Here is a 26,629-nt window from a genome sequence, read left to right as displayed (position 1 = left end):
TGTATAAAAAAGAGTCGCTAATAATTAGAGACTCTTTTTTTAATGGGTATTTATAGCACAGATTATTAACGTTAGAGCTTAATAACCGCCATTTTATCCTGAGACATATCGTGCATGGTATAAGCGATACCACCGGTATTATAACCCGATTTTTTACGTCCAGCGGAAGGCATCCAATTAACGCGAAAGGCCGTATGGTCATTTACCATTACTGCTGTAGCGTCCAATGCCTGTATTGCTTTCATTGCTATATCAAGGTTTTGGTAAACACAGAGGATTGAAAGGCATATTCCAACGAATTAGCTTGAGCAATGGCTTGGTTAATATCGTCATAGCCATAGACACAAACCACAGGGCCTAAAAATTCCATGGTAGACACTTTGTCATCAACGGGAGGCAAGTAGCACGGTTGGCGCATATGTGCTTTCACCCAGACGTTTACGTTCAGTCAGTACATTAAGGCAGAACTTTGCGCCTTCATTTTCTGATATCCACATACCGAGTAACTCTTTATGGCCTTCAACATTGACACATAAGGCGAGGTAAAGCGGGTTTGATTTTTGTTAACGAGCAGAGGCTCAAAGCTAGGGTCTCATCACGTGGCGTGTCTAATGATACTTCACAATCTTCTGTACGAATAGTTTTGGTGAATAGCCATTACGGTAGTTATCTTTGCGGGATTGCTCATGACGGGAATAACCTAGGTGCTCGTCTAATTCAGCATTGAGTGCTGCTTCAACGGTGACCTTGGTTAACATTTTACGAAAGTCGGTTAAGTCTGACTCGATTTTAATTGATTTGGCGGCTTGCTTCGCAAACACCTCAAGTGCTTTCTTATTTATAGTCTACCTGCCCTTAACCTTACATGGGTATTAATAATAGGCAGTTACACAGATTTTGTTACAGGGTCTATAGTCTTGTTGTGCATGACTATATCTCAACATGTTTGCAGTATATTGCCGAGCAACCAAATAATCTTGAACCATTCTTACCATGGAATGTTGAGCGCAGCTAGGTGCCGTTACCTATACGCTCACTGTTCTTTAGTAGACACGATTAGTTGTTTTTATGTATTGTATTGAATAGTGGGTGATTTGTGATTAAAAAAACGTAAAAATATGCAGAATGATGAAAAAGTAACAATAGGATTTCGACAAGCACAGCAAAGTGATATTCCCTATTTACTGCAATTAAGAAAAGACTCAATGGGAGAGCATCTTGTCAGTGCTGGACTAAATTTATCTGATCAACAGCACCTAGAACGGATCAGTGAGTTCTTGACTGATTCATCTATTATTTTGATGGATAAACAGCCCATAGGATTAATAAAACTGGGAGTTTTAGCTGATAAATTACATATCAGACAATTACAGATATCTCCAAAATACCAAGGAAAAGGGGTGGGCAGTAAAGTGTTAGCTTTAGTCAAAAAAAAAGCGAAGGAACTTAAGTTACCATTAACTTTAAACGTTCTGTTGGCAAATCCGGTGATCTCTTTATATTTACGCCATGGTTTTATCGTCATTGGGCAGAATGAATTAGAGTATCAAATGCGTTGTGATTGATAAGAATTAGAGAGCTTTTTATGTTCACGATGAACGGTCATGATTTATGCCTCAGAAAAATAATAAATACCTACATCCTTGTAGGCAATATCACGGCGGCATTGTCGTTTATAGGTGTCAATTCCTTTACGACAATCGTACATCCTTGTACGTCGATGACAAACAGTGACAATGTTCAGAATGAATGGCAATACTTAGTAAATTTTTCCACTTGCTCGAACGGTACTTACATCGATACGTGTTGGCGTAATACTGCCATCGACTAAACCTTGAGTCGCTACTGATAACGACTCTATAACTTCGTACATCGAATCTAAGTCTAGGCTATTGATATCATCAGATGATTGATGATAATGCTGGTCTTTATCAAGTTGTGTGCTACTAAAACTATGGGCTGGAACACCTAGTCTGGCGAGTGTCGCATTGTCTGAACGATAAAATAAACCTTGCTCAGGATATGGGTCTTTGTATACTTCAGTGTTTTTTTCCTGCAAACTGGCGTTAAGTAATTCGCCTAAGTTTGAACGTTCCATTCCTGTCATCCACATTGTACCCGCACCAAATTTTGAAGGTTTACCGATCATTTCAATGTTGATCATTGCCACGACATCATCAGGGTTCAATTGTTGTGAAAAATATTTCGAGCCAAAGCCACCAATTTCCTCAGCAGTAAAGGCGCTGAACATCAATGTTCTTTTATTAGTACCTTGGCTCGCGTAATGCTGTGCAAGGTTAATAACAGCTGAAGTACCTGATGCATCATCATCAGCACCATTAAAAACCTCTTTACCATCTGCGCTTAACCCTAAGTGGTCGTAGTGAGATGAATATAAAACGACTTCTTTTGCCTTGTCTAGATTTTTATCTTTGCCTGGGAGTATCGCAACAATATTGGTTAACGTTTTCTCAGTAATGCTCGTGGCCGCATTAACCACTAGAGAGGTTATTTCACTGTCATCAGCTAACACCATAACAATAGCACCTTGGTGCTTAAGACTAAGCTTAGTTAAGCCACGTTTAAAGTAACCTTGATAACCGGCAAAAGTTTTAGCGTGAGCTGAATGAATAATAACAAAGTGTTCGCCGCCTTCATTATTCATTTTACCTAAAGCCGCACGCATATTGTCAGTTTCGCCAATAATATGGGTATTAACATCTTCTGCACTGTTCCATGCAAGAGTCGCGATGGTGCTTGCCATACCTAATTGGGCGACCTCAATGGCATTACCGTTTAATGTTACCGTTAAACTGCTTGGCATAATGCTGGTGACTTTGAAGGTTTGCTTGAAGTCTTTATTAGTATCGAGTGGAATTAACCCTATTTCTGTAAAACGTTGGTTAATATAATCAGCGGCTTGATCAATTTCTGGTGAAAAGCTTGCTCGCCCTTTTAGGTTATCGCTGGCAAGGTAAGTGATATCTTTGACAACTTGTATTGAGTTCATTTTAGCAATTTTTACCGCAGGTGTTGGTTGTTCACCACAGGCTGCAAGCAAGGTTATTCCAGCGAGAAGTGCTAAGGTTAAACGGCTTTTTTTAAGGTTGTTTTTTATTATCATTATTAGTCCTTAGTTATTATTGTAATGTTGTCGTTTCAATTAAAAGAGTTTCATCGCCTGAGGTTAGCCATAACTGACTATCTTGAATACTGCATTGAAAATCCATTGAGCGTCCAGCAAGTTTTGCTAATGCATCACAGGTTTCTTGACTAACCATCTCGACGGAAAGTTTATTTAGTAAGCGCAATTTATTTTGTGATTGTTTCCACCATGTTTCCGCACTACTACCATAGGTGTAAAGAATAACTTTTTGGGCACGGTTACATGCTTTTTTAAGACGTTTTTCATCAAGCTGGCCAAGCTCTATCCATAATTCAATGACTTCTGAGTAGTTAATTTGCCAAATAGCGGCTTCCTCTTCGTCACTAACGCCTTTACCAAACTGCAAATTTTCACTTGCGTTTAAAATGAAGGCTAACAGACGAACCATCATGCGAATATCTGTTTCCGAAGGGTGTTGGGCGATGGTTAAATTGAGGGTGTCGTAGTAATTTCTGTCCATATCAGACAGTTGTATACTGGCTTTATTGATTGTTGCTTTTAGTGCCATGATTATCCGTAAAGTAAATGATGCTAATTTAGCTATAGTACTCGTTCTAATAGAGGGAATACAGCTTGTAAGTCTTTTATTCTACTGCCATTCTAATTCATCTATCACTTTTCTTGCTTCAGCAATCGTACAGTCAGTGCGAGCCATTAACTGGTTAACAGTAAGAGGAGACTTTAATTGGGCAATTCGCATAAGTTCATCATGACTGAGTGCTTGTCGCTGGCTCATTAAATAACTGACTAGCCACTGCCAGCTGGGTTCCTCTGAACCTTGTATAAATGCGACAACCGCTTCTAATTGCTCAAAGCTCGCTTTTAGTTGCCAATTACGAGAACGACCAATCCTATAAAGTTCACAGCCACATGCTCTTATACCTGCTTTAAGGGCATAAGCTTTTATAACTTTTCTCAGCAATGAGGGGAGGTTAATGACAGGTATATGACTGGGAGATGTTTTCATGAGTTAAATCGGATTTTAAAAGAAAAATAAAAAACCAGCAAAGTGCTGGTTTGAGTTTTTACTAAAGGTAGATTATTACCATTTTTTCTTTGGTTGAAATAACATATCTAAATCGTCTTCTTGATCTTTAGCTTTCTTGGCAGCATCTTTAGCGTTTGTGCTTTTAAGTGCATTGGTTATTTCTTCGAGTTGAATCTCAACTTCAGCTTTTTTATTCGTGGTATATTCTGACTGCAAAGGGTGAGATGACAATGTTTGCAATGTTTTTTCATAATATTGACGGGCTGAACCTAACATCTCTTTTTCATAAGCGATATTGCCACGCTTCAACAAACTTTCCACACCAATTTGAAGTTGCATAGTATCGAGCTTTTTATCTTCATGGGTGAATGTTTGTGCGTCTAATGCACCTTTGGCTTGCTCTGATTTTAATGTTAGTCGTAATTTTTTGATACACTGTAAAATAGCAACAAGCTGTTGTTCATTATCAGGAAGAAGGAATTGTTCTTCTTGTGCTGGTTGTGAAGCCGAAAGTTCTTCAGAGGCTTTTAACCTTGCTTCTATTTCATTTACCTTATTTTTTATTTGCTTTGATTCAGGCAAAATAGACTTCATCATCTTTGCTGCGGTTAGGCTGCGACGATTAAGAATATTGACAAGATTAGGGTTACTTGGCAAATTAGCTAGATTAAGAATAAGATCTTCACTTTCATCTATAATTGCTTTTTGCTTTGCTGCTTTTGTTCGTTTTTCTTTATCTTGTTTTTCTTTGTGTTGCTGAAATGCACTAACAGCTACAACAATAATGATTAATGCGATAATTAAAGCAATGATAATGCCCATAATATTAACTACTCGTCTATGAAAATGAAAATGTCTTTAACGCAGTCTACAAAAAATGTACACATTAGCATAGCCTTATATGAACCTTTTATTAGCGGGGAGTCTTCAAGCCTGTTTGTATTATTTATATTTTGAATGAAAATTGTCATTTGAAAATCTCACAGCGGCTTCATCGTGACTTTTTGGTATTATTGTTGTAATAATCCTACATTTTTAAAGTTAATCACAAAAATTAGCATATTAATTAAAATTAATATGGAATAAGTCTTCATTTAAGTATATATTTTTTGCATAAGCAATCAGTATAAAAAATTTTGAAGTATAATTATGAAACTGCAACAACTGCGCTACATTGTTGAAGTACTCAACAATAATTTAAATGTGTCTGCAACAGCAGAAAGTTTATTCACCTCTCAACCGGGCATAAGCAAGCAAGTTCGCATGCTAGAAGATGAACTCGGTATTCAAATATTTGGACGCAGTGGTAAACATTTAACTCATGTTACCGCGCCAGGTAACGAAGTGATTAATATAGCCACAGAAATTCTCTCTAAAGTTGAAGCCATAAAAGCGGTTGCCAGAGAACATACTCAGCCAGATGAAGGTAAATTACGTATAGCAACAACGCATACCCAAGCGCGCTACGCATTACCGGAAGTCATCAAAGGTTTCATGAAGAAGTACTCAAAAGTTTCTTTGCAAATGTCACAAGGCACCCCCTCACAAATAAGTGATGCTGCTGGAAAAGGCGATGCAGACTTTGCAATAGCGACAGAATCATTGCACTTATATAACGATTTAGTCATGTTACCTTGCTATCACTGGAACCGCAGTATCATCGTGCGACCTGATCACCCTTTAGCGAAGAAACAAGGCATTACCATTGAAGACTTAGCAAAGTATTCTTTAGTCACTTATGTTTTTGGTTTTACTGGCCGATCAGAACTCGATACCGCTTTTAATAGTGTCGGCATGGAACCTAAAATAGCGTTTACAGCGACTGATGCTGATGTGATTAAAACGTATGTTCGTTTAGGTGTTGGTGTCGGTGTAATTGCAACAATGGCAATAGACTCTAGAATTGATAGTGATTTAGTGGCTATCGATGCAAGTCATCTATTTAATTCAAGTACGACCAAAATAGGTTTTAGACGTGGTACTTTTTTACGGGGGTATATGTTTGATTTTATCGAACGGTTCGCACCTCACTTAAATCGTGATTTAGTAACTAAAGCTGTTTTACTGAAAAACAATAATGAAATAGATGAAATGTTTGCTGATATTAAATTGCCCATTCGTTAATAAATGCGTTGACCTAAACTTAAATAGCCCAATAAAAAAGCGACTGATATCAGTCGCTTTTTTATGTTCAGGATGAACGGTATGTCGTGGTGCCATGGATGGCAAGGAGCGACGAATGTTCAGGATGAACGGTATGTCGTGGTGCCATCGATAGTAAGGAACGACAAATGCTCTGCCATCAACCCTTTGTCTGTTGCCGCTTTTCGATTAAAAATGTCTTAACATTCAGTAATGTTCACCGCTAAGCCGCCACGTGACGTTTCTTTATATTTAGTCTTCATATCGTTGCCCGTTTCCCACATGGTTTTAATCACTTTATCCAGTGGTACTTTTTGATTCCCCGTTCCGCGTAATGCTAAGCGAGAGGCGTTAATCGCTTTAACAGAGCCCATTGCATTACGTTCAATACAAGGAACTTGTACTAAACCACCAACAGGATCACAGGTTAATCCTAAATTATGCTCCATACCTATTTCTGCTGCGTTTTCTACTTTACTTGGCGTGCCTCCCATAATTTCAGTTAATGCACCTGCAGCCATAGAGCAAGCAACACCCACTTCGCCCTGACAACCCACTTCAGCGCCAGAAATTGATGCATTTGTTTTGTACAAAATGCCAATGGCTGCTGCAGTTAGTAAGTAGCGAACACAAGTGTCTTCATCAACGGGTTTAACAAATTTATCGTAATAACACAGCACAGCAGGAATAATACCAGCGGCGCCATTAGTTGGAGCGGTAACTACACGGCTACCGGCAGCATTTTCTTCATTAACCGCTAATGCAAATAAGTTCACCCAATCCATAGCAATAAGTGGATCGTTATTATTTTCAACAGACAATGCTTTAAATAGAGCAGGGGCCCTGCGAGCAACTTTTAAACCACCAGGTAAAATACCTTCCGTTTTAATACCTCGGTCAACACAATCTTTCATTGCTTGCCAAATATCAACTAACTTAGCTCTAACCGTCGCTTCATCAGCTAAGCACTTTTCATTGTTCATCATGATGGTACTGATTCTGAGGTTTTTCTCATTCGCTTCGTTAATCAACTCGGTTGCTGATGAAAAATAATGTGGGCGTTTTATATTATTATGAAGAGATAGTGCTTTGTCTTTTTCTTTTTCAAAATCGCGTGCGTTAACAATAAAACCGCCACCAATTGAATAGTATGTTTGTTCGAGTAATAAAGTACTTTCTTTTCCAGCATCTTCTGCATAAGCGAATATAGTCATCGCATTAGAGTGAGCCGGTAATGTTTTTCGACGATGATAAATAATAGCGTCATTTTTAGGAAATGAAACAATGTGCTCGCCATTAAGTGATATTTGTTGGCTACTAACCACGGCTTCAAGAATTGAATCAATATCTTCTACGGCAATCGTGTCAGGGTTTTCGCCAGACAAGCCTAAAATAACAGCTTTACCGGTTCCATGGCCAATACCTGTTTGCCCTAATGAGCCAAAAAGCTCGCATTTTACGCGCGTTGTTTGGGTTAATTTATTCTCATTTTTGAGCTGTTCAACAAATAACTTCGCAGCCTTCATTGGACCTACGGTGTGAGAGCTTGACGGGCCAATGCCAATGGAAAACATATCAAATACACTAATCATACTTAAACCTGAATTTATTTTGTTAAAATTAACAAAAGTTGGAATTATCTTCGGTAATTGTAACTGAAAGCTATCACCATGAAAAACAATAATAGCCTAATTATAGATGATATTAGACAAACATTTAAACGTTATGATAATTGAATGGCTAAATCTTTAAGCATAACTGCGGTTGCGCCCCATATATTATGATGCTCAAAGGGCATAAAGTGAATTGAAAATGGTTTTCGATGGCGCTCTATGGTGACGGTATAATGATTACTCACGTTGAGAAAGTGCTGTAAGGGTACATGAAAGATTTCAGCAACCTCATTTTCATCTATTACATAATTTTGTTTCTTATCAATAAAAGCGATAATGGGGGTAACCACATAGCCACTAATTGTTTCATAAGGGAGCAATTGGCCGACAATATTTATGTTGTCACTATTTAGGCCAATTTCTTCTTCAGCTTCTCTAATCGCCGCACTAACAAAACCGGCATCAAAATCTTCCATTTTACCGCCGGGAAAACTAATTTGTCCTGGATGATGCTTTAAATGGCTGGCGCGTTTGGTAAGCACAACAGACAACTGCTTATTTTCTTCAATTAAGGCAATAAGGACGGCTGCAGGTTTAAGCGTCGTATGGTGCTGATATTGATGAAGTGAATCGTTGAGTATTGATAGCTGAAATTTTTGCAGAAAATCATGCTTTGTCATTATAAATCCATCCATTGCGAATAAAGCTAAAACAGCAAAAGGAGCGAAAAATTAAAGTGCTGATAACACAGGTAATATTTTATTTACTTTATCAAAGGTTTCTTGATATTCACAGTCTACCTTTGAATCTGCAACCACACCACCTCCAGCCCAGCAATAGACGACGTTTTCTTTTGTTACGGTGTTTCTTTCACACAATAAAGTACGAATGGTAATACTCGTGTCCATGTTTCCACAAGCAGAGATATAACCAACAGAGCCACAATAAATACTGCGTTGATGGGGCTCTAATTCGTCAATGATTTCCATGGCTCTTATTTTTGGGGCACCGGTAATTGAGCCACCAGGAAATGATGCTGCTAATAAGTCTGTCGCTTGATACTGCGGTGCTAATTCACCTTCAACAGTACTCACTAAATGATGAACCGCAGGAAAGCTTTCAATGTTAAACAACTTAGGAACTTTGACTGAACCGGGCATACAAACTTTACTGATGTCATTTCTGAGTAAATCTACAATCATTAAGTTTTCGGCGCGATCTTTCTCTGAATGCTGTAAATCAATCGAATTTTGCAGGTCAATGGTCGCATCATCGCTACGTGGTTTGGTGCCTTTAATGGGCTTACTTTGTACTTTATTCGCTATTTTTTGTAAGAATCGTTCAGGAGAAATACTTAAAACACTTGCATTATCAAACCGTAAAAAAGCAGAAAATGGCGCTTTATTTTTCTCACGAAGTGCACAATAAGCGTCAAATTCATTACCTTGATAAGTCGCTTTAAAACGCTGAGCTAAATTAATTTGATAACAATCACCGGACAATAAATAGTTTTGTACTTGTTGAAATTTTTTATCATAACTGGCTTTACTCATATTCGACTGCCACGTTGACGTTAATGAAAACTTTTCAGTTGCTTGTTGGCATTGAGCGGCTAAAGCGAGTTGCTCATTTATGGTAACGGTTAAGCTTTCGCGAAGTGATTGTGGACAAACAAGCCAGAACTGCTGCTCTTTGTGATCAAAAATTAAAGCTTGTAAATAGATGCCAACTGACATTTCAGCTAAATCAATATCATGGGTGGTTAGATTAGGTAGTGCTTCAAAGCGTCGACCTAAGTCATAAGAGAAATACCCAAGACTGCCACCATTAAAAGGCAGATGGCTACGAGTAACGTTAATATCACTAAAACACTGTTGCTGAATATTTTTAATAAGTGCTAAGGGGTTTTCATCACTAATTTCTTTCTTGTTATCTTTTAGCCAATGTATTTCAGTTTGTTCACCGTGTGTGGTTAGTGTGACTTCTGGTTGCCAAACCATAATGTCAAAATTACTATCAACGTGAGAAGGCGCCTTTTTATTCCCACAGGAATCAAGCCACATCGCCCAAGGCTGGTGACTAAAAACTGAGAATAGAGCGGCTACATCAATAGATTTGTCTACAGTAAAATGCTGGGCAGAAATAGTGAACATGACAGGTTTTACTCGATAATATTGTGGTAGCTCGTTAACAAGAAGGGTATGATATCTGCAAATTTATAACTTTCAACCCTTTTCATCTACCCGATATTATCTGTAATTTCAGGGAAGTAGGAAAATGCGGTTGGACTACATATGTAGATCTGCATAAAAGAGGCCCTCATGACTATCATTAAACAACAAGATTTAATTGAAAGTATTGCTGATGCATTACAGTATATTTCTTATTATCACCCGTTAGACTTCATTCAAGCTCTTGAAAAAGCTTATCATAAAGAAGAAAGCACAGCAGCGAAAGACGCTATTGCTCAGATCTTAATTAATTCTAGAATGTCAGCTCACGGGCAGCGCCCAATTTGTCAAGATACGGGCATAGTGACATGTTTTGTAAAAGTCGGAATGGATGTTCAATGGGATAAAACTGATTTAACCGTCCAGCAAATGGTTGATGAAGGTACTCGACAAGCTTATTTAAATCCAAACAACCCTTTACGCGCCTCTATTGTTAAAGACCCTGCTGGTGCACGTATTAACACCAAAGACAATACGCCATCAGTTGTGCATATTGATATGGTGCCAGGCGGTGGTGTCGATATTATGATTGCTGCAAAGGGTGGGGGCAGTGAAAATAAATCTAAAATGGTAATGTTAAACCCAAGCGATTCAATTGCTGACTGGGTTGTTAAAACACTACCAACAATGGGTGCAGGTTGGTGTCCACCGGGCATGTTAGGGATAGGTATTGGTGGTACGGCTGAAAAAGCAGGCGTGCTTGCTAAAGAAAGTTTGATGGACCCTGTTGATATTCAAGAGTTAATTGACCGTGGTGCAGAAACAGCAGAAGAAAAGCTCCGTTTAGAAATTTTTGAACGCGTAAATAAACTCGGCATTGGCGCACAAGGCCTTGGTGGTTTAACAACGGTTGTTGATATTAAAATCATGTCGGCGCCAACGCACGCCGCATCAAAACCTGTGGTCATGATCCCTAATTGTGCAGCAACTCGTCACGTACACTTTCATTTAGATGGTTCAGGACCCGCTAATTTAACGCCACCTAAGTTAGAAGACTGGCCAGAAATTACTTGGGAAGTGGGTGAAAACGTTCGCCGTGTTAACGTTGATGATTTAAAGAAATCCGATATAAGCTCATGGAAAACTGGTGAAACCGTTTTACTGAGCGGTACGATATTAACAGGACGTGATGCTGCTCATAAGCGTATTCAAGAGATGTTAGCAAAAGGCGAAAAATTACCTGTAGATTTTACGGATAAGTTTATTTACTACGTAGGCCCAGTCGATGCTATACGTGATGAAGCCGTTGGCCCAGCCGGACCAACAACAGCAACACGTATGGATAAATTCATGGAAATGATGCTTGCTGAAACAGGTTTACTTGGCTCTATTGGTAAAGCGGAACGTGGTGCGGCTACTGTTGAAACAATTAAAAAGCATAAGTCAGTGTATTTAATGGCTGTAGGCGGCGCAGCATACCTCGTATCAAAGGCAATCAAAAAAGCTAAAGTGGTTGCTTTTGAAGATATGGGTATGGAAGCTATCTATGAATTTGAAGTTGAAGATATGCCAGTAACAGTTGCTGTTGATACTCAAGGCGAATCTGTTCATGTTACTGGACCGGCTATTTGGAAAGCTAAGATTGAAGTACAAGATGCTCAGTCAAAAAGCTAATTGATGGCGATTTTGTGGTAATCAATTTATAGAAAGCGCCTCAGGGCGTTTTTTTATTACCTACAGTAATGTTCGCTTTTTAAACTACACTGATATAACACGCAAAAAATAAAGCCTAAAATATCCTTAATTATGACTAACACTAAGCTACGTACCGTTACCATTATTTATTATTGTGATAACTCACTTGAATTAATGCACTTTATTGGTCAGTTTCCACAAAATTCCAGTGGTCGTGTCATTATTTCAGAACAATTTAAGGAAGAAAAATCAATTATTGCTGTTTGTGATGGAGAAATTACTATTCTTAATAAAGTGGGGGATCGTATTCATTTAATAAATGATTATTAAATATTCACTTATTAATGCTAACGTTAGAATAAACTTAACCTGAGTATATTTCTATGCTTTAATACTGATAATATTTACAGTGTTACTGATGTGTTCCTTATGTTTTTTATGGTACTGCCTGCTTTTTTAGAAAAAATTCCTGCTGAGCTTCTTATTTTGTTGAGCGCTATTTTATCGGTATTTTGTTTTTTAATTAGTTTTATCTTATTTTTTAAAATAAAAAAAATGTCATTGCAATTGACCGCTCAAAATGAAAAGTCTCAACTCTTATTTGAAAAACTATCGGTCGATAGTGAAGTTTCAAATAACTATCAACAACAACAACAACAACAATTAAGTTTTAATCATCAACAGCTAGCAAATCAGCAAGCCGAGCTAAAAACCTATTTTGAACAACAAATATCTGATTTTAAAATTAAACTCTTGTACCAGCATGCAGAGCAGGGTGAAAAACAAACATCAAGTTTGCATGCAAGTAGTGAGAAGTTAAATAAAGCGCTACATGAACACCAAGTGGTTTTTAATCAAAACCAACTGAAATCGGTTGACCAACTTGTAGAGCATCTTAATAGAGTGACTCAAGTAAGCCGAGAAGACTTAACGAAGTCATTGCAGGCATCGAGTGAGCAAATGGCCAAACGCATTGATGAATTAACGGTGTCAACAGACAACCGCCTGAAAGAAATTAGCGGACAAGTTGAAAAACGATTGGCGGAAGGTTTTGATAAAACAACAAAAACCTTTAATGACATATTACAGCGTTTAGCATTGATTGATGATGCACAAAAGAAAATCACCGAACTTTCATCCAACGTAGTGAGCTTACAAGAAGTATTAAGTGATAAACGTTCCCGTGGTGCTTTTGGTGAAGTGCAGCTTAATAGTCTCATTCGTAATGTCATTCCAGAGCAAAATTTTTCCTTACAGCATACATTGTCAAACGGAAAAATTGCCGACTGTATTTTATTTTTACCTGAGCCAACGGGGAATGTCGTTATCGATTCTAAGTTCCCTTTAGAGAATTATAAAAAAATGTTAGATAACCAACTGGGCGATCATGACCGAAAAGCCGCTGAACGTCAGTTTAAAGTTGACATAAAAAAACACATTAATGACATTAGTGATAAATACTTAATTGAAAAAGAAACGGCTGATGGCGCAATTATGTTTATTCCTGCAGAAGCTATTTTTGCTGAAATTCATGCCCATCAAGGTGATCTTGTTGACTACGCGAATAAAAAACGTGTTTGGTTGGCGTCTCCTACGACATTAATGGCGATATTAACAACCTCAAGATCTGTGCTGAAAGACGAGGCTACTCGAAAGCAAGTTCATGTTATTCAAGCACATTTGTCACATCTATCTCAAGACTTTGGCCGTTTTAAATCTCGATTTGCGAATTTGGCAAAGCATATTGATCAAGCCGCGACTGATGTTAAACAAATTCATACTTCAGCGGATAAAATATCATCACGCTTTGACAAAATAGAACAAGTTGAGTTGAAAAAAGAAGACGATGAGGAGCCAAGTGAAATGGAAAATCATAAAGAAAACAAAGAAGCATTACCCGTTGCGTAAATTATTTAATTGCTCAAATATCATCTAGTTTAAGGAGTTAACGTTGTATCAAAGAATTAAGGCGCTAAAAACATTATTTTTTAGCGTCGTCACTTTTGCTTTCGTTTATTTTTTGGTGGTGCAAAGCCAAGTATTTTGGCTAAAGCAAATCGCTATTATCGACCCCTTACTGATTGTATTACTGGTGGTGGTTACTGTTTTTGCGAGTTATTTTAATCGAAGCCGTTTAGCTTATTTATCGTTATTGTGGTTGCTTTATTATGGCAGTATCACTTTTTCTCCCCCTTGGTCGAATTGGTTAGCAAAACAAAATGATTGGCTAACAATATTTGGCTGTTTTACTTTACTGCTCTTTTCATTAACAAAAGACCGTGGTGTGGTTTCAATTCATGGTGTTTATCGCTTGTTCTCTATTTTTTTAGCTGGCGTGGTTGCATTATTTTGGCTGGAGATTAGCGGATCAGTTATCATTTTTGTTGAAGGCTTTGCTAATGCCGAACTGCTTAAAGAAACGATCCGTTTAGAATTACCTCTTCTCGTGTGCAGTGTAGTGATTGTTGTGCGGGCAATGATTAAAGCAGATTTAGTGACCTCAGCTATTTGTATTTCTTTGCTGTTTTGGCTTTGCAATCAATACCAATTAACCCCGCTACCAATAAGTTTAATGCTAACATTACTCAGCTTGTACTATGTGTTAGTGATTACTATCGATGCTTATTTCCTTGCTTATCGTGATGATTTAACCGGACTACCATCACGGCGCGCACTAAACCAATTTGCACTGTCACTTGGGCGAAAGTATACCGTCGCCATGTTAGATATTGATCACTTTAAGAAATTTAATGACACTTATGGCCATGATATAGGCGACCAAGTATTAAAATTAGTCGCGAAAAAAATTGGCTGTGTTAAAGGAGGAGGTAAAGCGTTTCGTTACGGGGGAGAAGAATTTACGATAGTATTTCCCCGTAAAAATATTGACCAAGCATTGTCTGAGTTAGAAGCTGTCCGTGAAGCTATTGAAAAATATAAAATTGTTATTCGACACCCTCAACGTAAAACAAAGCAAGCGCGAAATGTAAAGAAAGGAAACAAGCAGAGTGATTTTAAAACGGTGAGTGTCACTATTTCAATAGGTGCAGCGGTTAGAGAGAACAAGCAAAGCTTTGAGCAAGCGTTAAAATGCTCAGATCAAGCGTTATATAAAGCGAAGAAGAAAGGTCGGAACAACGTGAGCTATTAAGGTTAGATGCATTGGCTTTGTCATACACAGAAACTTAGTATGATCAAAGCCAATATCTATATAAGGTTAACAATAATCTTAATTTAAAATTGCCACATTAACAAATACAACGGTTAGTAACAAAGGGCAAACAAAGCGGAGGTAATTTCCCCAAAGTGGCAACCACTTCCTTCCTTCTTGTAACGACTTATCACGTAGCTTATTACCACGATTCCATAACCAACCAACAACGATAAAGTAAAATAAACAACTTAAGGGTTGTAAAATAGTCGTTAATAATCGAATAACTAAGCCAAACAGTTCATCGAAAAAAGCAATTAACAACATGCTGGCACAAAGCACAACGAATGAGACTAACCAAGTTGCTTTTGAACGAGTAAAGCTTTTATCTTCCATTAAATAAGAGACGGGGACTTCCGTTGAGGATATGGTTGATGTTAATGCGGCAATTGACAATAACAAGAAAAAACAACTTGAAACAATCAAGCCAACATCACCCATCGAATTAAACAATTCAGGCAGAATTCTGAAAATTAACTGCCCCTCACCAATTAACTCATTATTACTAAAAACTTTAACCCCCGCTTCTTGAGCAACAAAAAGCGCAGGAATAATTAAAAGACCCGCCATAAAAGCAATAAAGGTATCAAGTGCGGTAATTGACAGGGCTAATTTACCAATATCTTTACCTTTTTGCATATACGAGCCATAAACCATCATGCCACCTACGCCAATAGATAATGAAAAGAAGGCCTGTCCCATGGCTGATATAATGAGTTTTGGGTTGGTGACTTGTGAAAAATCAGGAATTAAATATAACGCTAAACCTTTCTCAGCACCGGGTTGACGTAAAATATAAATAATTAAGCCAATAAGCATCACTAACAATAAAGGCATTAAACGTGCTGACCACTTTTCGATACCTGCATTAACACCCTGATGAATAATGGCTGCACCGAGTAAGATAAAAAGTGGAGTGAATAATAAATTACGCTCGGTACTTGATGTTGATAACCATTGCGAAATACTGGTTAAGCCTAATAGTTCTGTAAAGGCAGAAAGTGCATGCGCTAACATCCATCCCGCAACGATAGTGTAAAAGCTGAGCATCATAATCGCGCCACATAAACCGATTATTCCCGCGTATTTACCTACATTTGGCAGGCTGTCTTGGCAAGCGTCTTTTAAAGCGGCAACAGGATTTTTTTGTGCTTGGTTGCCAATATATATTTCTGCGTATAATGCAGGAAGTGCGAGAAGTAGGGTGACTAACAAATAAACAAATAAAAATGCGCCACCCCCATTATTAGCTGCCTGTGTAGGGAATCCCCAAATATTACCCAAACCAATTGCTGAACCTGCGGCGGCTAATACAAAACCGATACGGGAATGAAAGGAATCTCTTGTGTGTGTCATATATTCTTGAATGCATATTGTTTTTATTTGCACAAGAGCTTACCGAGTTCAGATCATATAGCAACGATTTTTTAAAAAATTGTTTTTAAGAAAATATAAACCGTGTAAACCGCACAATTAATAACCTAATAAACTTGCTTTAAACAATATCATCCCTATATATGTTGAAGTTAAATTATTTGTGATAATAAATACTTATAAAAGTGCTCGTTACACTAAATTTTCAAATACTCCGTAGACGCTATTCTAACCAAACTACCCGTTATTTTGGCGATGAACGTCGTAATAAACTGTTTGTTGAGAACAATACGGCTTAATATTATTTTTGAGAGAACCTTATTTATGAATTCCTTTGTGTTACGAGTACAACAACGCCTGAAGAAAATAGACGCTAGCCCCTTTTTTCAATGGTCGATTATTGCTGTTATTATTATTTCAGCATTACTTATTGGCGCAAAAACACATAATTTACCCCCGCAAGTATTGAGAGTTTTGGTTTTTTTAGACAGCGTTATTACGGTGTTTTTTGTTATCGAATTAACCATACGTTTTATGGCACTTCCTGATAAAAAGAATTTCTTTAAAAGTGGTTGGAATATTTTTGATACTTTAATTGTCATTGGTAGCTTAATACCGACTGGCGGCTCTGGGGTATTACTAGCACGTTTATTAAGGGTCTTTAGGGTTCTACGTTTAGTTTCTATGGTACCAGAGCTACGCTTGCTGATTAACTCACTTCTTAAAGCTATTCCACGTATGGGATATATTGCTTTACTAATGTTTGTTATTTTTTATATTTATGCTGCGGTAGGCAGTATGGTTTTTAATAATATCAATAAAGAGCTCTGGGGAGATGTTTCAATCTCTATGCTGACATTGTTTCGTATCGCGACGTTTGAAGATTGGACAGATGTAATGTACGAAACGATGGCTGTTCATCCGCTTAGCTGGATTTATTATTTGACCTTTATCTTTTTAACCGCGTTTATATTTTTAAATATGATGGTGGGCACTATCTTAGAAGTGATGGGACAAGAAAACGAAAACTATAGAGCTGAACAACATGGTGAAACGGGGGATGGCGGAAAACCTGCTAGTCGCGCTCAAATTGAAAATCTTGAAAGTGAGTTAGCAGAGATTAAAGCTTTATTGAAAGAAAAACTCAGCCACTAACTTTAATTTTTTTAAAGTTTAAAGAACACTTGTGGGATTTAATTAAATAAGATGTTATAAAAGTAAAAATCATATTTAATTCAAGTGTTTTGGTTGTTCTTAATGATTGCTTTTAAGCGAATTGTTTACTTTTTTATTGTTATTATCATACAAACTTCATTCTTTTCCTCTGTAACTTATGCAGCTGATAAACGTGAGGTGCTCAGTGGCGATAAAAACATATCTCAACAAATTGAAATTCTTAAAAGAATTGAAGATGACCAGCAAGCGGTTGATTACTCAATATCATTATTAACGCGCTCAGCTTTAATCCCCAAGCAAATCATTGACATCTTACATATTCAAGAAGGACGTTACTATCAGTTAAGCGAACTTCGATTAGGACTAGCTAGCGCTCAACGAATAAAATTAATTGCAACTGAAAACAACTTTAAAAAAATAGCAGCTGATGCGGATAAAATGATCGGTATATATCACTATTTAATCGGTAATTATTCAGAGTCTATATCCGCTTCTCAAGCCGCATTAAGTTATTATATAAATTCACCTGAGCCGCTTAGATTGGCTGGGTTATACAATAATATTGCCTTGGCTTATATTAAGCTGGGTAATACCAGTAAAACCTTAGTAAATTTTCAACTAGCTGAAAGCATCTACAATGAACTTGGTACTAAGCAAGATAAAATAGATGTGCGTTATAACATTGCTGGTTTATATTTAACTTTAAAAAGATACGATATCGCGATTGAACTCTATCTCGATGTTATTGCACAGCTTGCCTTTGTCGATGACAAGATCACCTTAGCTAAAGCCAGAGGAGAATTGGGTACTGTTTATAAATATTCAGGAGAGTATCAGCAATCTCTTAAATTGCTGTCACAGGCAATAGCGTATTTTGAACAATCTAATAACGACTATTATTTAGCGTCTTTTAGTCATAATATTGCCGGTCTTTATAATATGATGAACCAGCCAATAAATGCAATTAAGTATGCAACACAAGCGATAAATTTGGCTAAAGTTGCAAACCATAACACCGCTTATGCAGGTGGCTTGTATAGTCTAGCGCAAGCAGAGTTTTCGTTGGGCTATGTTGAAAAAGCCTATAAAAACTTAAAGCTCTCTGATGAAATAGCTAAGAAAATGGGTCATGAAGAACAAATAACGAATAATATAGCGCTGCTGGCGCTGATTTATGCGGCACAAAATAAAAAAAGTGCAGCCTTCGAAACACATCAAGAATATATTAAAAGAACAGGAAAAATTGCGAATAATCAGCTCAATAGTCAATTGTCAGATTTTGAATCTGAAAAACTAAAACAAGAAAATAGTCAACTCAAACAAAACGAAAAACTCCAGCAATTACAAATAGAGCAGGCTAATCAAAAACGTAACTTTAGTTTAGCGGCGGCTGCTTTTATCATTGTGCTCGTGTTATTTATCTTGAATCGTAATATAGAACGTCGCTCAAAATTAAAGCTATCTGAGCGGGTAAAAAATCGCACACAAGAATTAGAGCTACTAACCAGTGAATTAGTGAAAGCTAATGCGATTAAAAGCCAATTTTTAGCCAATATGAGCCACGAAATTAGAACTCCTTTAACCTCAATTATTGGTCAAGCTGAGGCGATCACTAATGGTGATATTGATGAAAAACATTTACATAAAGAAGTCGAAATTATTCATGGAAATAGTTTACATTTATTAGAGCTTATTAATAACATCTTGGACTTAAGTAAAGTTGAAGCCAATAAGTTAGAGTTGGAATTAGTCGAGCAAGATTTGCAGGTTATCTTACATGATCTGGCTAATCTTTTTATCAAATCAGCAAAAGCTAAAGGGCTACATTTTCAAATTATTCATACCTTGCCCAGCTCACTTCTCCTCAGCATTGATGGCTTTCGTTTAAAGCAAATTTTAATTAATTTATGTTCAAATGCGATTAAGTTTACCAACAAGGGATCGGTTACGTTAAATGTATCGATAAAAGACGCGGCACTCACCATTGCTGTCAGTGATACGGGTATTGGAATGAGTGAAACGCAGTTACAGGAAGTATTTACAAGTTTTACTCAGGGTGATAGTAGCATTAGCCGACGCTTTGGTGGTTCAGGCTTAGGTTTATGTTTGTCTGAACAATTAGCAAAATTAATGTTAGGAAAAATATCAGTAACAAGTACCTTAAATAAAGGCAGTACATTTACGTTAGTCTTACCCTGTAAGCAACTTGAGTCGATACAATTAGCGGATATTTCCCCGACAAAAATTGTTGCTACTACTTTAGCGCTAGTACCCCATGAGACTAAATTTGAAGGACAAGTGTTACTTGCTGATGATCATGATGATAATAGGCGTTTAATCGCTCGTTTATTAACATCATTAGGTTTAGATGTTTTGTGTGCGAGCAACGGTAGAGAAGCAGTTGAACTTTGCTTGGAAAGTAAACCTAAGCTTATTCTTATGGATATTCAAATGCCAGAAATGGATGGCATCGAAGCTTTTAAAGTATTGCGTCAGAAAGGTTGCGTTCAGCCTATTGTTGCATTAACAGCTAATGCGATGTCCCATGAAGTAGACAAATATTTAGCACTGGGCTTTGACGGACATTTAAAAAAGCCTATTGAACGAAAATTATTTATTGCCACCATTGCAAGATACTTTGGTGAACATGCTGATGAAAATACAGCTGCAAAGACTATTGCTTCAGTTGACATGTCTGATTTGGTGATTGAATTTAAATCTAACCTAGTACTAGAGCAGCAAGACTTGATCCTCCATATTAAAAATAATGAATTGAAAAAGCTTGCTGAGCTAGCTCATCGCATTGCTGGCGCCGCACAAATGTTTGGTTTTTCACTTGTTTCAGTCAGTGCGATAAAATTAGAGAAACATATTAAAGCGGGATCTTCTCATCTCATTAGTGAAGCGGCGCAAAGTTTACTTAATGAAATAGACCAAGTGCTTTGGTAGTTATTTATAGCACTTGGCTTTATGGGGCTTCGTTTCCTTCTTTATAAAAAACACGTGGTTTATCGTTGTTCAAATAGATAGGCAATTTTGAAAGCCATTTATAATGAAGGAGGAGTATTTTCCTTTTATAAACGTGCTAATAATCTCTGCAAATAAGATAAAAGTAATAACCCAATGGAGAATTTCATATTATTTAGGTAAACCAGCCATTGTAAATGTAAATTGAGACGCCCGTAAAAAATCACCTGAAATCACCTAAGGCTGAGCATTCATAGGCACGATTTTAAGAAGTAATAAGACTTAATCACCTAACTAAAACTTAATTTTTCTGGTCAATATATCTGCAAACATCACCCAGTCGCCTATAAAACTGTAGACAGGATAGGTAAAGGTTGCAGGTTTGTTTTTTTCAAATATAAAATGACCAAGCCAAGCAAACCCATAGCCAATCACCGGAATGAACCATAAACCTTGCCAGTGACTATAATTAATACAATAAAAAATGAGTAATAATATGAGTGATGAACCGATAAAATGTAACCGCCGACATGTTCGGTTCTGGTGTTGACTTAAATAGAAGGGATAAAATTCTGCAAAAGATTGATATTTTTTTATAGTCACTGTTTATGCCTCAACTTTATAGTACTAATTAATTTTACTGGTCAATATTTTTAAACCAATCAGTATCATTGCACCACCTAAAATACGGTCTATCCAATGACCTAAACGCTGAAATTTTTCATTTATTTTGGGTTGGGATAACAACATCACTACGGATGAGAACCATGCAAGCTGTATTGCCATCATCCAAAGCCCATAAATAACTAAATGTGATAAGGGTAAGTTGGGAGAGAGTACAACGGTAAAAAGTGCGACGAAATAAATAGGTGCTTTGGGGTTTAAGGCATTACATAAAAATCCAACACCAATATTTTTTAAAGATGAACGTTTAAGCGTTGCTTGCAACTTAACTTTTGTGGGTGTGGTTGAAGAGGCTTTTGCGCGGATCCCCTGAACTCCTAAATATAATAAGTAACTTCCCCCCAGTATTTTTATTACCCACAAAGTCGCTGATGAATTGGCAATAATTGCCGCTAAACCTAAGGCAGAATAAATAATGTGTATAGATAAGCCCAACGCAATACCAATACTGCACATTAAGCCCGCTTTTTTCCCTTGGCTTAATGTTTGCTGAGAAACTAAAATAAAGTCAGGGCCTGGCGAGGCAGCGGCTAACAGGTGAATTGAACTAATTAATAGTAAACCTTGTAAAAGTTCCATGATATTTCTCGTTGATATTATTTATGAAACTTTAATGTTCTTTTAAGTGTTCAGCAAGTAATGAATTAAAAGTATCTAAAGCCAGATAAAGTTCAGGGATGCTTTCGTTCAGTAACGTTATATCTTCTTCTTTTGATAGCGCTTCTATTGAACTCACTAAGGTTTGTACTTGAGATCCCCCTAAATTACCTACAGCCCCTTTTATTGAGTGCAGGTTATAATTTATTTGCTGCCAGTTCTCTTCCTTTATGGCATTTTTTAAATCGAGTGTTTTTTCTTCACAGTCGTCTAAGTAACATTTTACTAATAGTGTCATTTTTTTAGGGTTACCACCGAGCCTTTTTAATAGTGCCGATTGCTGCCAGAGACAGTCATCTTCGCTTGCTGACTTTTCTTTTGATTCGGGGCTCAACGTTAAATAGTCTGTATTTAACGTACGGGCATCTACAGTCGTTATTTGCTCTGCTTTAACACCTAACCATAACTTTAATCTATTATTGACGTTATTTGGCTCTATAGGTTTGGTTAGATAGTCATCCATACCTGCGGTTAAGCATTTTTCTTTATCACCTTGCATTGCATTAGCGGTCATGGCGATAATCGGTATTATTTTGTTTTCTTCTCCTGCTTCACCAAGGCGAATACGTTGTGTTGCTTCATAGCCATCCATTTCAGGCATCTGGCAATCCATGATAACTAAAGAGTAGGGATGGTTTTTTAATGCTTCTTTTAAGCTTGTTAACGCTTCTAAGCCATTTGCTACGGCATCAGCAAGTAATCCCAATTCTTGTAAAACGCCTAAAGCAACCATTTGGTTTATACGATTATCTTCAACAACCAATATCCTGGTGCCTTTAGGCCAACTACTGGTTAATATTTTTGTATCATTGGTTTCTGCAATATTCATCGCGTTTAAATAATGATGAGTAACCAAAGGAGAGGCTTGTTTTAGAATTTCACCACCGTGGGCAACAACAGACAGTGCTTTAAAGAGATCTGATGTAGTTGTTGGTTTAGGAAAGTAAGCACTAAAGCCAATGTCTGCAAAATATTTTGCATCACCTCTTTCACCCATTGATGTCATCATGACCAGTTTCATTGCTTTAAAAGCAGGTTCACCTTGAAATATTTTAGCTAACGATTCACCTGACATATTAGGCATTTGCATATCAAGCAAAGCAATATCAAAAAATGGCAGATTCTTATCTTCTTCTCTTTCTTTACATAGCGCTAATGCTTCTGCGCCACTGCTCGCTTCTTTAATATTTGCGCCCCACAGTTGTAATTGAGAGCGCAGTACATCTCGATTAGTTTCATTGTCATCAACAATTAGAATGTGCAGAGTTGAAATATCTACTTTGGGTATGACAAGTGTTGAACGGTCACTCTTTTCAACTAATAAGGTAAATTCAAAACAACTACCTTCTCCCTCTTTATCAACAACTTTTATATCGCCATTCATTAAATTACACAGCCTTTTCGTAATGGTTAGTCCAAGACCGGTACCGCCATATTTTCGAGTCGTTGAAGAATCTACTTGATTAAATGCAGAAAAAAGAGACATTTTTTTATCTTCGGGTATGCCAATGCCGGTATCTGAAATACTACATTGTAAGATTAATTTCTTGTCATTATTCATATTTTCTGTGATCAGTTTCGCCTTAATCACTATTTCGCCGTGATGGGTGAATTTTATAGCATTACCTAAAAGGTTCGTCAGTATTTGCCTAATTCTGCCCGGGTCAGATTTGATCATCGAGTCTTCTATACCGGCTAAATCAAGTACTATTTCTAACCCTTTTTCTTGTGCAGGTAATGCCATCGATTCAGCAAAATCACCAAATAAGTTTCTTAAATTAAAGTCCAAGTGTTCTAATTCTAGTTTTCCAGCATCAACTTTTGAAAAGTCTAAAATATCATTAATTAAAGTTAACAAAGAGTCTGCACTTGATTTAGCGATATTAACTCTGTGTTTTTGCTCTTCATCTAAATTACTATTGAGTAATAATCCTAGCATTCCTAATACGCCGTTCATGGGGGTGCGTATTTCATGGCTCATATTCGCTAAAAACTCTGATTTTAGTTTTGCGGCTTCTTCCGCTTTTTTAAGTGCTGCGATCCTTTCTTGATATGAATCATTAATATTTCGGCTGGTAACGAGTAAAAGAGCACTAACAAAGAGGCTGAGAAACAGAGCGATGGCCGCGGTAATATATGACTCATTTTGCTTTTCTGTTAGTAAGTTATTCAGCTTATTTTGTATTTGTTGACTAAGGAAGTTTTCAATATTCTTTAGAATTACACTTTTATCCTTAAGCACACCTAAAGTATATTGCGGATCCGTTTCCCATAAGTTGTTTTGTAAATACTCTAAAGCTTTATTCGCTGGAGCGTCGTCTATCATAACAAGCTGATCAATTTCAGAAACAGACTTACCTTGTTTTCTATATTTACTAATACTGGAGAGTTTTTGTTGATACTGGTTGATTACCGCTGAAAATTCATCAAGGTGGAAAAGTGCTTTTTTATTGTACTGATTGATATCTCGTAAGTTGTCTATAATTTTTTCTACATCATGGTGCAGCGTTAAATAATTGGCTCGGTATTTTTCATTATCACGTAGTACATAATTCTTAAATTGGTGAATAAGGCCATTATAACCGATTGATGCTTTTAGTTGAGCGACAAGCTGTTCGGTGTTTTTTTCAAATAACACGTTTTGAAGTCGGTAAGCTTCTTTTATTGTGGTGTTATCAAGTAATTGAATGACATGTTTTTCATCACGTTTAAAGAGTGATGAAATAAATATATCATTGTAGAGTTTTTCCTGATTATTTAGCTGGCGAATACTTAGCTTAAGAGGACGAATATCAAGCGTATTAATCTTTCTTTTTTCATTTTCAAAAGCGATAACCCAAATAGAGTTACTCAGTAGGTTTAAAGATTTTAGCTTTAATAACGTAATAAAATTACTGTGCATTCTCCCGATGTCTTTATGGCTAATTTGGTCTGAAAATGTTTGTAATCGACTTAAAAATTGATCTTTCCAATCAATATAATAACTAATGACTTGCAGCCAAGATACATTCCGTTCATCAATCGCATGTCTGATATCTAGTAAGTCGCTTTTAAAGCGGGCTATATATTGTTGATTAAACTCACCTACCTCTATGTGCTTAGTGGTTATCCCTTCTTTCAATGACTGAATTAACGTATCAACAGTTATGCGAAGGGCTTTTAGTTGACTTAGTGGCTCACTTTTTGACTGTTTTTTTTCTGGCGTAGCAGAGTATTCATACAATAAAAGGGCGCTAAACTCTAATTCTTGGTTAGTTGCATCGATCAGTTGAGCAATCTTTATATCGAGTTTAATGATGCTTTCGGTATGGTTTAAAATGGCTATGTCATCTTGATTTTTATTGACGATATTTAACATCAATGCAATAGCAATAATAAGGGGTAAACCAGAAGAAACTATCAGTTTTTTGCGAATATTAGAGCCATCTGATGAAATATTAACAATATGTTTTCTAATGAGTAAGTAAACAATAGGAGTGATCGATAGGCTTAATAATAGTGAGTCTAATAGTGCTTTTGGTAAATAGGGAAATATGGCTTGTAGCCAAGGTAAAAACTGCATGATTAAAAACTCAGTAAAACCAATGGCAACAGCTAATAGTATAAGAATAATGACAATATTATTTTGACGATATTCACTGTTTGATACGAGACTCAAGTTATTTTACCCTGCTGTTAATTTATATCTGTTAATTTATATCTGTTAATTTATATCTGATAAATTATAGACACAATTTTAAGTCTTTCATAATAAAGACTTAAAGTTTTTTAAGTTATACCCATATTTATAGGTTAATCGTTAATTTTTAACGGCTATGTTGTGTATTAAAATTACAGCCTAGTCATTTTCAGCACACGTTCTACACATTAATAGCCACTTTTAACGCTAGCTAAAAAAAAATTGAATTGATTTTTAACAATAACACTTATAAATGTATGGGAATCTTATTCTCTTTTTCTTTTTCTTAGTTGATTCTTGCGAGCTATTAAGGATAATAGCCGGCCTAGTCATAACTAACTACAGAATCCAATTAACTATGCGCATTGATAAATTTATATGTAAAAGTACCGAACTCACCAGAAGTGAAGCTAAAAAATTACTAAAAATGGGTGAAGTGCGCGTCAATGGTGAAGTTATTAAAAATGCGGCAACACAAGTACATGAAAATAACAGCGTCACCGTTGATGGTGCTGAGCTTACTGCGCGCAGTTCTCGTTATATTATGATGCATAAACCCCTTGATACCATTTGTTCTAATGTTGATGAAGTTTACCCGTCATTACTCCACTATATCGAAGTAGATAAAGCGTTTGATCTTCATATCGCAGGTCGTCTTGATGCAGATACAACGGGGTTGGTACTCGTTACTGACGATGGCCGCTGGTCACATAATATTATTTCACCCAAAAAAGAGTGTGCTAAGGTTTATCGCGTTAATTTACGCAATGCAATATTGTCAGAAAAGTCAGTAGAGCTAATCGAACGGTTCAAATCTGGATTACAATTACAAGGTGAAGACCAACTAACGCTACCCGCTATATTAGACATCATCAATGAAAAAGAAGTGCTACTCACTATTACTGAAGGTAAATACCACCAAGTTAAGCGTATGTTTGCCGCGGTTGGTAACAAAGTGGTTGGTTTACATCGCCAGCAAATTGGCAAGATCAACTTAGATGTTGAACTAGGTACTTGGCGCTACCTCACTAATGATGAAGTTAATAGTTTTTAGTAAAACATTAGGGGTAATAATACACAGAAGGCACAATAGAAAAAGAAAATAA

At 36.8% G+C, this 26,629-nt stretch carries 22 protein-coding genes and 2 pseudogenes; 10 read left to right on the top strand and 14 right to left on the bottom strand.

All coding sequences use genetic code 11. From position 1 onward, the window contains the following. Positions 1 to 71: 71 nt before the first annotated feature. The 3 genes and pseudogenes from H4J39_RS19215 to H4J39_RS18970 form a co-directional block, all read right to left on the bottom strand. Positions 72 to 370, bottom strand: a pseudogene (locus H4J39_RS19215) (aldehyde dehydrogenase family protein). Positions 371 to 386: 16 nt separating this feature from the next. Continuing rightward, a pseudogene (locus tag H4J39_RS18975) lies at positions 387 to 548 on the bottom strand (transposase); the annotation flags it as partial. 60 nt (positions 549 to 608) lie between these two features. Continuing rightward, positions 609 to 821, bottom strand: coding sequence for a transposase (locus tag H4J39_RS18970; protein WP_220462236.1), 213 nt, complete (start codon positions 819 to 821; stop codon positions 609 to 611). Positions 822 to 1,118: 297 nt separating this feature from the next. Here H4J39_RS18970 and H4J39_RS16525 point away from each other — a divergent pair, with 297 nt between their 5' ends. After that, complete coding sequence (locus H4J39_RS16525) at positions 1,119 to 1,565, top strand: GNAT family N-acetyltransferase (protein ID WP_259368866.1); 447 nt, start codon at positions 1,119 to 1,121, stop codon at positions 1,563 to 1,565. A gap of 194 nt (positions 1,566 to 1,759) precedes the next feature. Here H4J39_RS16525 and H4J39_RS16520 read toward each other — a convergent pair whose 3' ends face one another. The 4 genes from H4J39_RS16520 to H4J39_RS16505 form a co-directional block, all read right to left on the bottom strand. After that, positions 1,760 to 3,124, bottom strand: a complete 1,365-nt coding sequence (locus tag H4J39_RS16520; RefSeq protein ID WP_182229457.1) for a M20/M25/M40 family metallo-hydrolase — start codon at positions 3,122 to 3,124, stop codon at positions 1,760 to 1,762. Between the two features lie 16 nt (positions 3,125 to 3,140). Next, entirely contained in the window at positions 3,141 to 3,674 is a 534-nt protein-coding gene (locus tag H4J39_RS16515; protein WP_182229456.1) for a YaeQ family protein, read from the bottom strand. An 81-nt stretch (positions 3,675 to 3,755) separates the two neighbouring features. Beyond that, on the bottom strand, positions 3,756 to 4,133 hold the full coding sequence (locus H4J39_RS16510) for a ribosome recycling factor family protein (protein WP_182229455.1): 378 nt from the start codon (positions 4,131 to 4,133) through the stop codon (positions 3,756 to 3,758). A 75-nt stretch (positions 4,134 to 4,208) separates the two neighbouring features. Further along, entirely contained in the window at positions 4,209 to 4,976 is a 768-nt protein-coding gene (locus H4J39_RS16505) for a hypothetical protein (RefSeq protein WP_220462235.1), read from the bottom strand. 327 nt (positions 4,977 to 5,303) lie between these two features. Here H4J39_RS16505 and cysB point away from each other — a divergent pair, with 327 nt between their 5' ends. Together cysB and H4J39_RS16495 are read left to right on the top strand one after the other, a co-directional pair. After that, complete coding sequence (cysB, locus tag H4J39_RS16500; protein ID WP_182229454.1) at positions 5,304 to 6,278, top strand: HTH-type transcriptional regulator CysB; 975 nt, start codon at positions 5,304 to 5,306, stop codon at positions 6,276 to 6,278. A gap of 81 nt (positions 6,279 to 6,359) precedes the next feature. After that, complete coding sequence (locus H4J39_RS16495; protein ID WP_182229453.1) at positions 6,360 to 6,500, top strand: hypothetical protein; 141 nt, start codon at positions 6,360 to 6,362, stop codon at positions 6,498 to 6,500. Here H4J39_RS16495 and H4J39_RS16490 read toward each other — a convergent pair. The 3 genes from H4J39_RS16490 to pabB form a co-directional block, all read right to left on the bottom strand. Beyond that, a complete protein-coding gene (locus H4J39_RS16490) occupies positions 6,497 to 7,888 on the bottom strand; it encodes an L-serine ammonia-lyase (protein ID WP_182229452.1) in 1,392 nt (463 codons plus the stop codon). The two genes, H4J39_RS16495 and H4J39_RS16490, sit on opposite strands and share 4 nt — an antisense overlap. A 131-nt stretch (positions 7,889 to 8,019) precedes the next feature. After that, a complete protein-coding gene (locus tag H4J39_RS16485; RefSeq protein WP_182229451.1) occupies positions 8,020 to 8,589 on the bottom strand; it encodes a CoA pyrophosphatase in 570 nt (189 codons plus the stop codon). A 51-nt stretch (positions 8,590 to 8,640) separates the two neighbouring features. Then, positions 8,641 to 10,062 carry an aminodeoxychorismate synthase component I gene (pabB, locus tag H4J39_RS16480; protein ID WP_182229450.1) on the bottom strand — a complete coding sequence of 474 codons (1,422 nt, stop codon included), beginning with the start codon at positions 10,060 to 10,062 and terminating at the stop codon, positions 8,641 to 8,643. Between the two features lie 168 nt (positions 10,063 to 10,230). Here pabB and H4J39_RS16475 point away from each other — a divergent pair, with 168 nt between their 5' ends. From H4J39_RS16475 to H4J39_RS16460, 4 genes are all read left to right on the top strand, one after another. Beyond that, a complete protein-coding gene (locus H4J39_RS16475) occupies positions 10,231 to 11,754 on the top strand; it encodes a fumarate hydratase (RefSeq protein WP_182229449.1) in 1,524 nt (507 codons plus the stop codon). A gap of 132 nt (positions 11,755 to 11,886) precedes the next feature. Next, positions 11,887 to 12,105, top strand: coding sequence for a TIGR02922 family protein (locus tag H4J39_RS16470; protein ID WP_182229448.1), 219 nt, complete (start codon positions 11,887 to 11,889; stop codon positions 12,103 to 12,105). A 99-nt stretch (positions 12,106 to 12,204) separates the two neighbouring features. Then, entirely contained in the window at positions 12,205 to 13,683 is a 1,479-nt protein-coding gene (locus tag H4J39_RS16465) for a DNA recombination protein RmuC (RefSeq protein WP_259368865.1), read from the top strand. Positions 13,684 to 13,726: 43 nt separating this feature from the next. Continuing rightward, positions 13,727 to 14,926, top strand: a complete 1,200-nt coding sequence (locus H4J39_RS16460) for a GGDEF domain-containing protein (protein ID WP_220462234.1) — start codon at positions 13,727 to 13,729, stop codon at positions 14,924 to 14,926. A gap of 78 nt (positions 14,927 to 15,004) precedes the next feature. Here H4J39_RS16460 and H4J39_RS16455 read toward each other — a convergent pair whose 3' ends face one another. After that, entirely contained in the window at positions 15,005 to 16,342 is a 1,338-nt protein-coding gene (locus H4J39_RS16455) for a sodium-dependent transporter (protein ID WP_182229447.1), read from the bottom strand. A 342-nt stretch (positions 16,343 to 16,684) separates the two neighbouring features. On the opposite strand from H4J39_RS16455, the gene H4J39_RS16450 reads away from it, so the two are divergent. Beyond that, positions 16,685 to 17,515, top strand: a complete 831-nt coding sequence (locus tag H4J39_RS16450; RefSeq protein WP_182229446.1) for an ion transporter — start codon at positions 16,685 to 16,687, stop codon at positions 17,513 to 17,515. Positions 17,516 to 17,617: 102 nt separating this feature from the next. Next, a complete protein-coding gene (locus tag H4J39_RS16445; protein ID WP_182229445.1) occupies positions 17,618 to 20,485 on the top strand; it encodes an ATP-binding protein in 2,868 nt (955 codons plus the stop codon). Between the two features lie 312 nt (positions 20,486 to 20,797). Here the strand turns inward: H4J39_RS16445 and H4J39_RS16440 are convergent, their stop codons facing one another. Genes H4J39_RS16440 through H4J39_RS16430 form a run of 3 tightly spaced genes read right to left on the bottom strand, consistent with a single transcriptional unit; the run spans position 20,798 to position 25,502 of the window. Then, positions 20,798 to 21,106 (bottom strand): DUF962 domain-containing protein, encoded by a 309-nt coding sequence (locus tag H4J39_RS16440; protein WP_182229444.1) that lies wholly within the window; start codon positions 21,104 to 21,106, stop codon positions 20,798 to 20,800. Between the two features lie 24 nt (positions 21,107 to 21,130). Continuing rightward, entirely contained in the window at positions 21,131 to 21,766 is a 636-nt protein-coding gene (locus H4J39_RS16435; RefSeq protein WP_182229443.1) for a LysE family translocator, read from the bottom strand. Between the two features lie 31 nt (positions 21,767 to 21,797). Further along, positions 21,798 to 25,502 carry a hybrid sensor histidine kinase/response regulator gene (locus tag H4J39_RS16430; RefSeq protein ID WP_182229442.1) on the bottom strand — a complete coding sequence of 1,235 codons (3,705 nt, stop codon included), beginning with the start codon at positions 25,500 to 25,502 and terminating at the stop codon, positions 21,798 to 21,800. Between the two features lie 379 nt (positions 25,503 to 25,881). Here H4J39_RS16430 and H4J39_RS16425 point away from each other — a divergent pair, with 379 nt between their 5' ends. Further along, positions 25,882 to 26,577, top strand: a complete 696-nt coding sequence (locus H4J39_RS16425) for a pseudouridine synthase (RefSeq protein WP_182229441.1) — start codon at positions 25,882 to 25,884, stop codon at positions 26,575 to 26,577. Positions 26,578 to 26,629 lie beyond the last annotated feature (52 nt).

The organism is Colwellia sp. Bg11-12 (genome assembly GCF_014076955.1).
GTDB lineage: Bacteria > Pseudomonadota > Gammaproteobacteria > Enterobacterales > Alteromonadaceae > Colwellia_A.
The sequence above is the reverse complement of the archived record's forward strand: the minus strand, read 5'-3'. Positions and strand labels throughout refer to the sequence as shown.

Coding starts and splice junctions, on each gene's coding strand:
- H4J39_RS16495 (WP_182229453.1), top strand. CDS start 6,360: ATGTCGTGGTGCCATGGATGGCAAGGAGCGACGAATGTTCAGGATGAA.
- H4J39_RS16485 (WP_182229451.1), bottom strand. CDS start 8,589: ATGACAAAGCATGATTTTCTGCAAAAATTTCAGCTATCAATACTCAAC.
- H4J39_RS16515 (WP_182229456.1), bottom strand. CDS start 3,674: ATGGCACTAAAAGCAACAATCAATAAAGCCAGTATACAACTGTCTGAT.
- H4J39_RS16450 (WP_182229446.1), top strand. CDS start 16,685: ATGAATTCCTTTGTGTTACGAGTACAACAACGCCTGAAGAAAATAGAC.
- H4J39_RS16505 (WP_220462235.1), bottom strand. CDS start 4,976: ATGGGCATTATCATTGCTTTAATTATCGCATTAATCATTATTGTTGTA.
- H4J39_RS16525 (WP_259368866.1), top strand. CDS start 1,119: ATGCAGAATGATGAAAAAGTAACAATAGGATTTCGACAAGCACAGCAA.
- cysB (WP_182229454.1), top strand. CDS start 5,304: ATGAAACTGCAACAACTGCGCTACATTGTTGAAGTACTCAACAATAAT.
- H4J39_RS16465 (WP_259368865.1), top strand. CDS start 12,205: ATGTTTTTTATGGTACTGCCTGCTTTTTTAGAAAAAATTCCTGCTGAG.
- H4J39_RS16445 (WP_182229445.1), top strand. CDS start 17,618: ATGATTGCTTTTAAGCGAATTGTTTACTTTTTTATTGTTATTATCATA.
- H4J39_RS16475 (WP_182229449.1), top strand. CDS start 10,231: ATGACTATCATTAAACAACAAGATTTAATTGAAAGTATTGCTGATGCA.
- H4J39_RS16510 (WP_182229455.1), bottom strand. CDS start 4,133: ATGAAAACATCTCCCAGTCATATACCTGTCATTAACCTCCCCTCATTG.
- H4J39_RS16520 (WP_182229457.1), bottom strand. CDS start 3,124: ATGATAATAAAAAACAACCTTAAAAAAAGCCGTTTAACCTTAGCACTT.
- H4J39_RS16435 (WP_182229443.1), bottom strand. CDS start 21,766: ATGGAACTTTTACAAGGTTTACTATTAATTAGTTCAATTCACCTGTTA.
- H4J39_RS16490 (WP_182229452.1), bottom strand. CDS start 7,888: ATGATTAGTGTATTTGATATGTTTTCCATTGGCATTGGCCCGTCAAGC.
- H4J39_RS16425 (WP_182229441.1), top strand. CDS start 25,882: ATGCGCATTGATAAATTTATATGTAAAAGTACCGAACTCACCAGAAGT.
- H4J39_RS16455 (WP_182229447.1), bottom strand. CDS start 16,342: ATGACACACACAAGAGATTCCTTTCATTCCCGTATCGGTTTTGTATTA.
- pabB (WP_182229450.1), bottom strand. CDS start 10,062: ATGTTCACTATTTCTGCCCAGCATTTTACTGTAGACAAATCTATTGAT.
- H4J39_RS16470 (WP_182229448.1), top strand. CDS start 11,887: ATGACTAACACTAAGCTACGTACCGTTACCATTATTTATTATTGTGAT.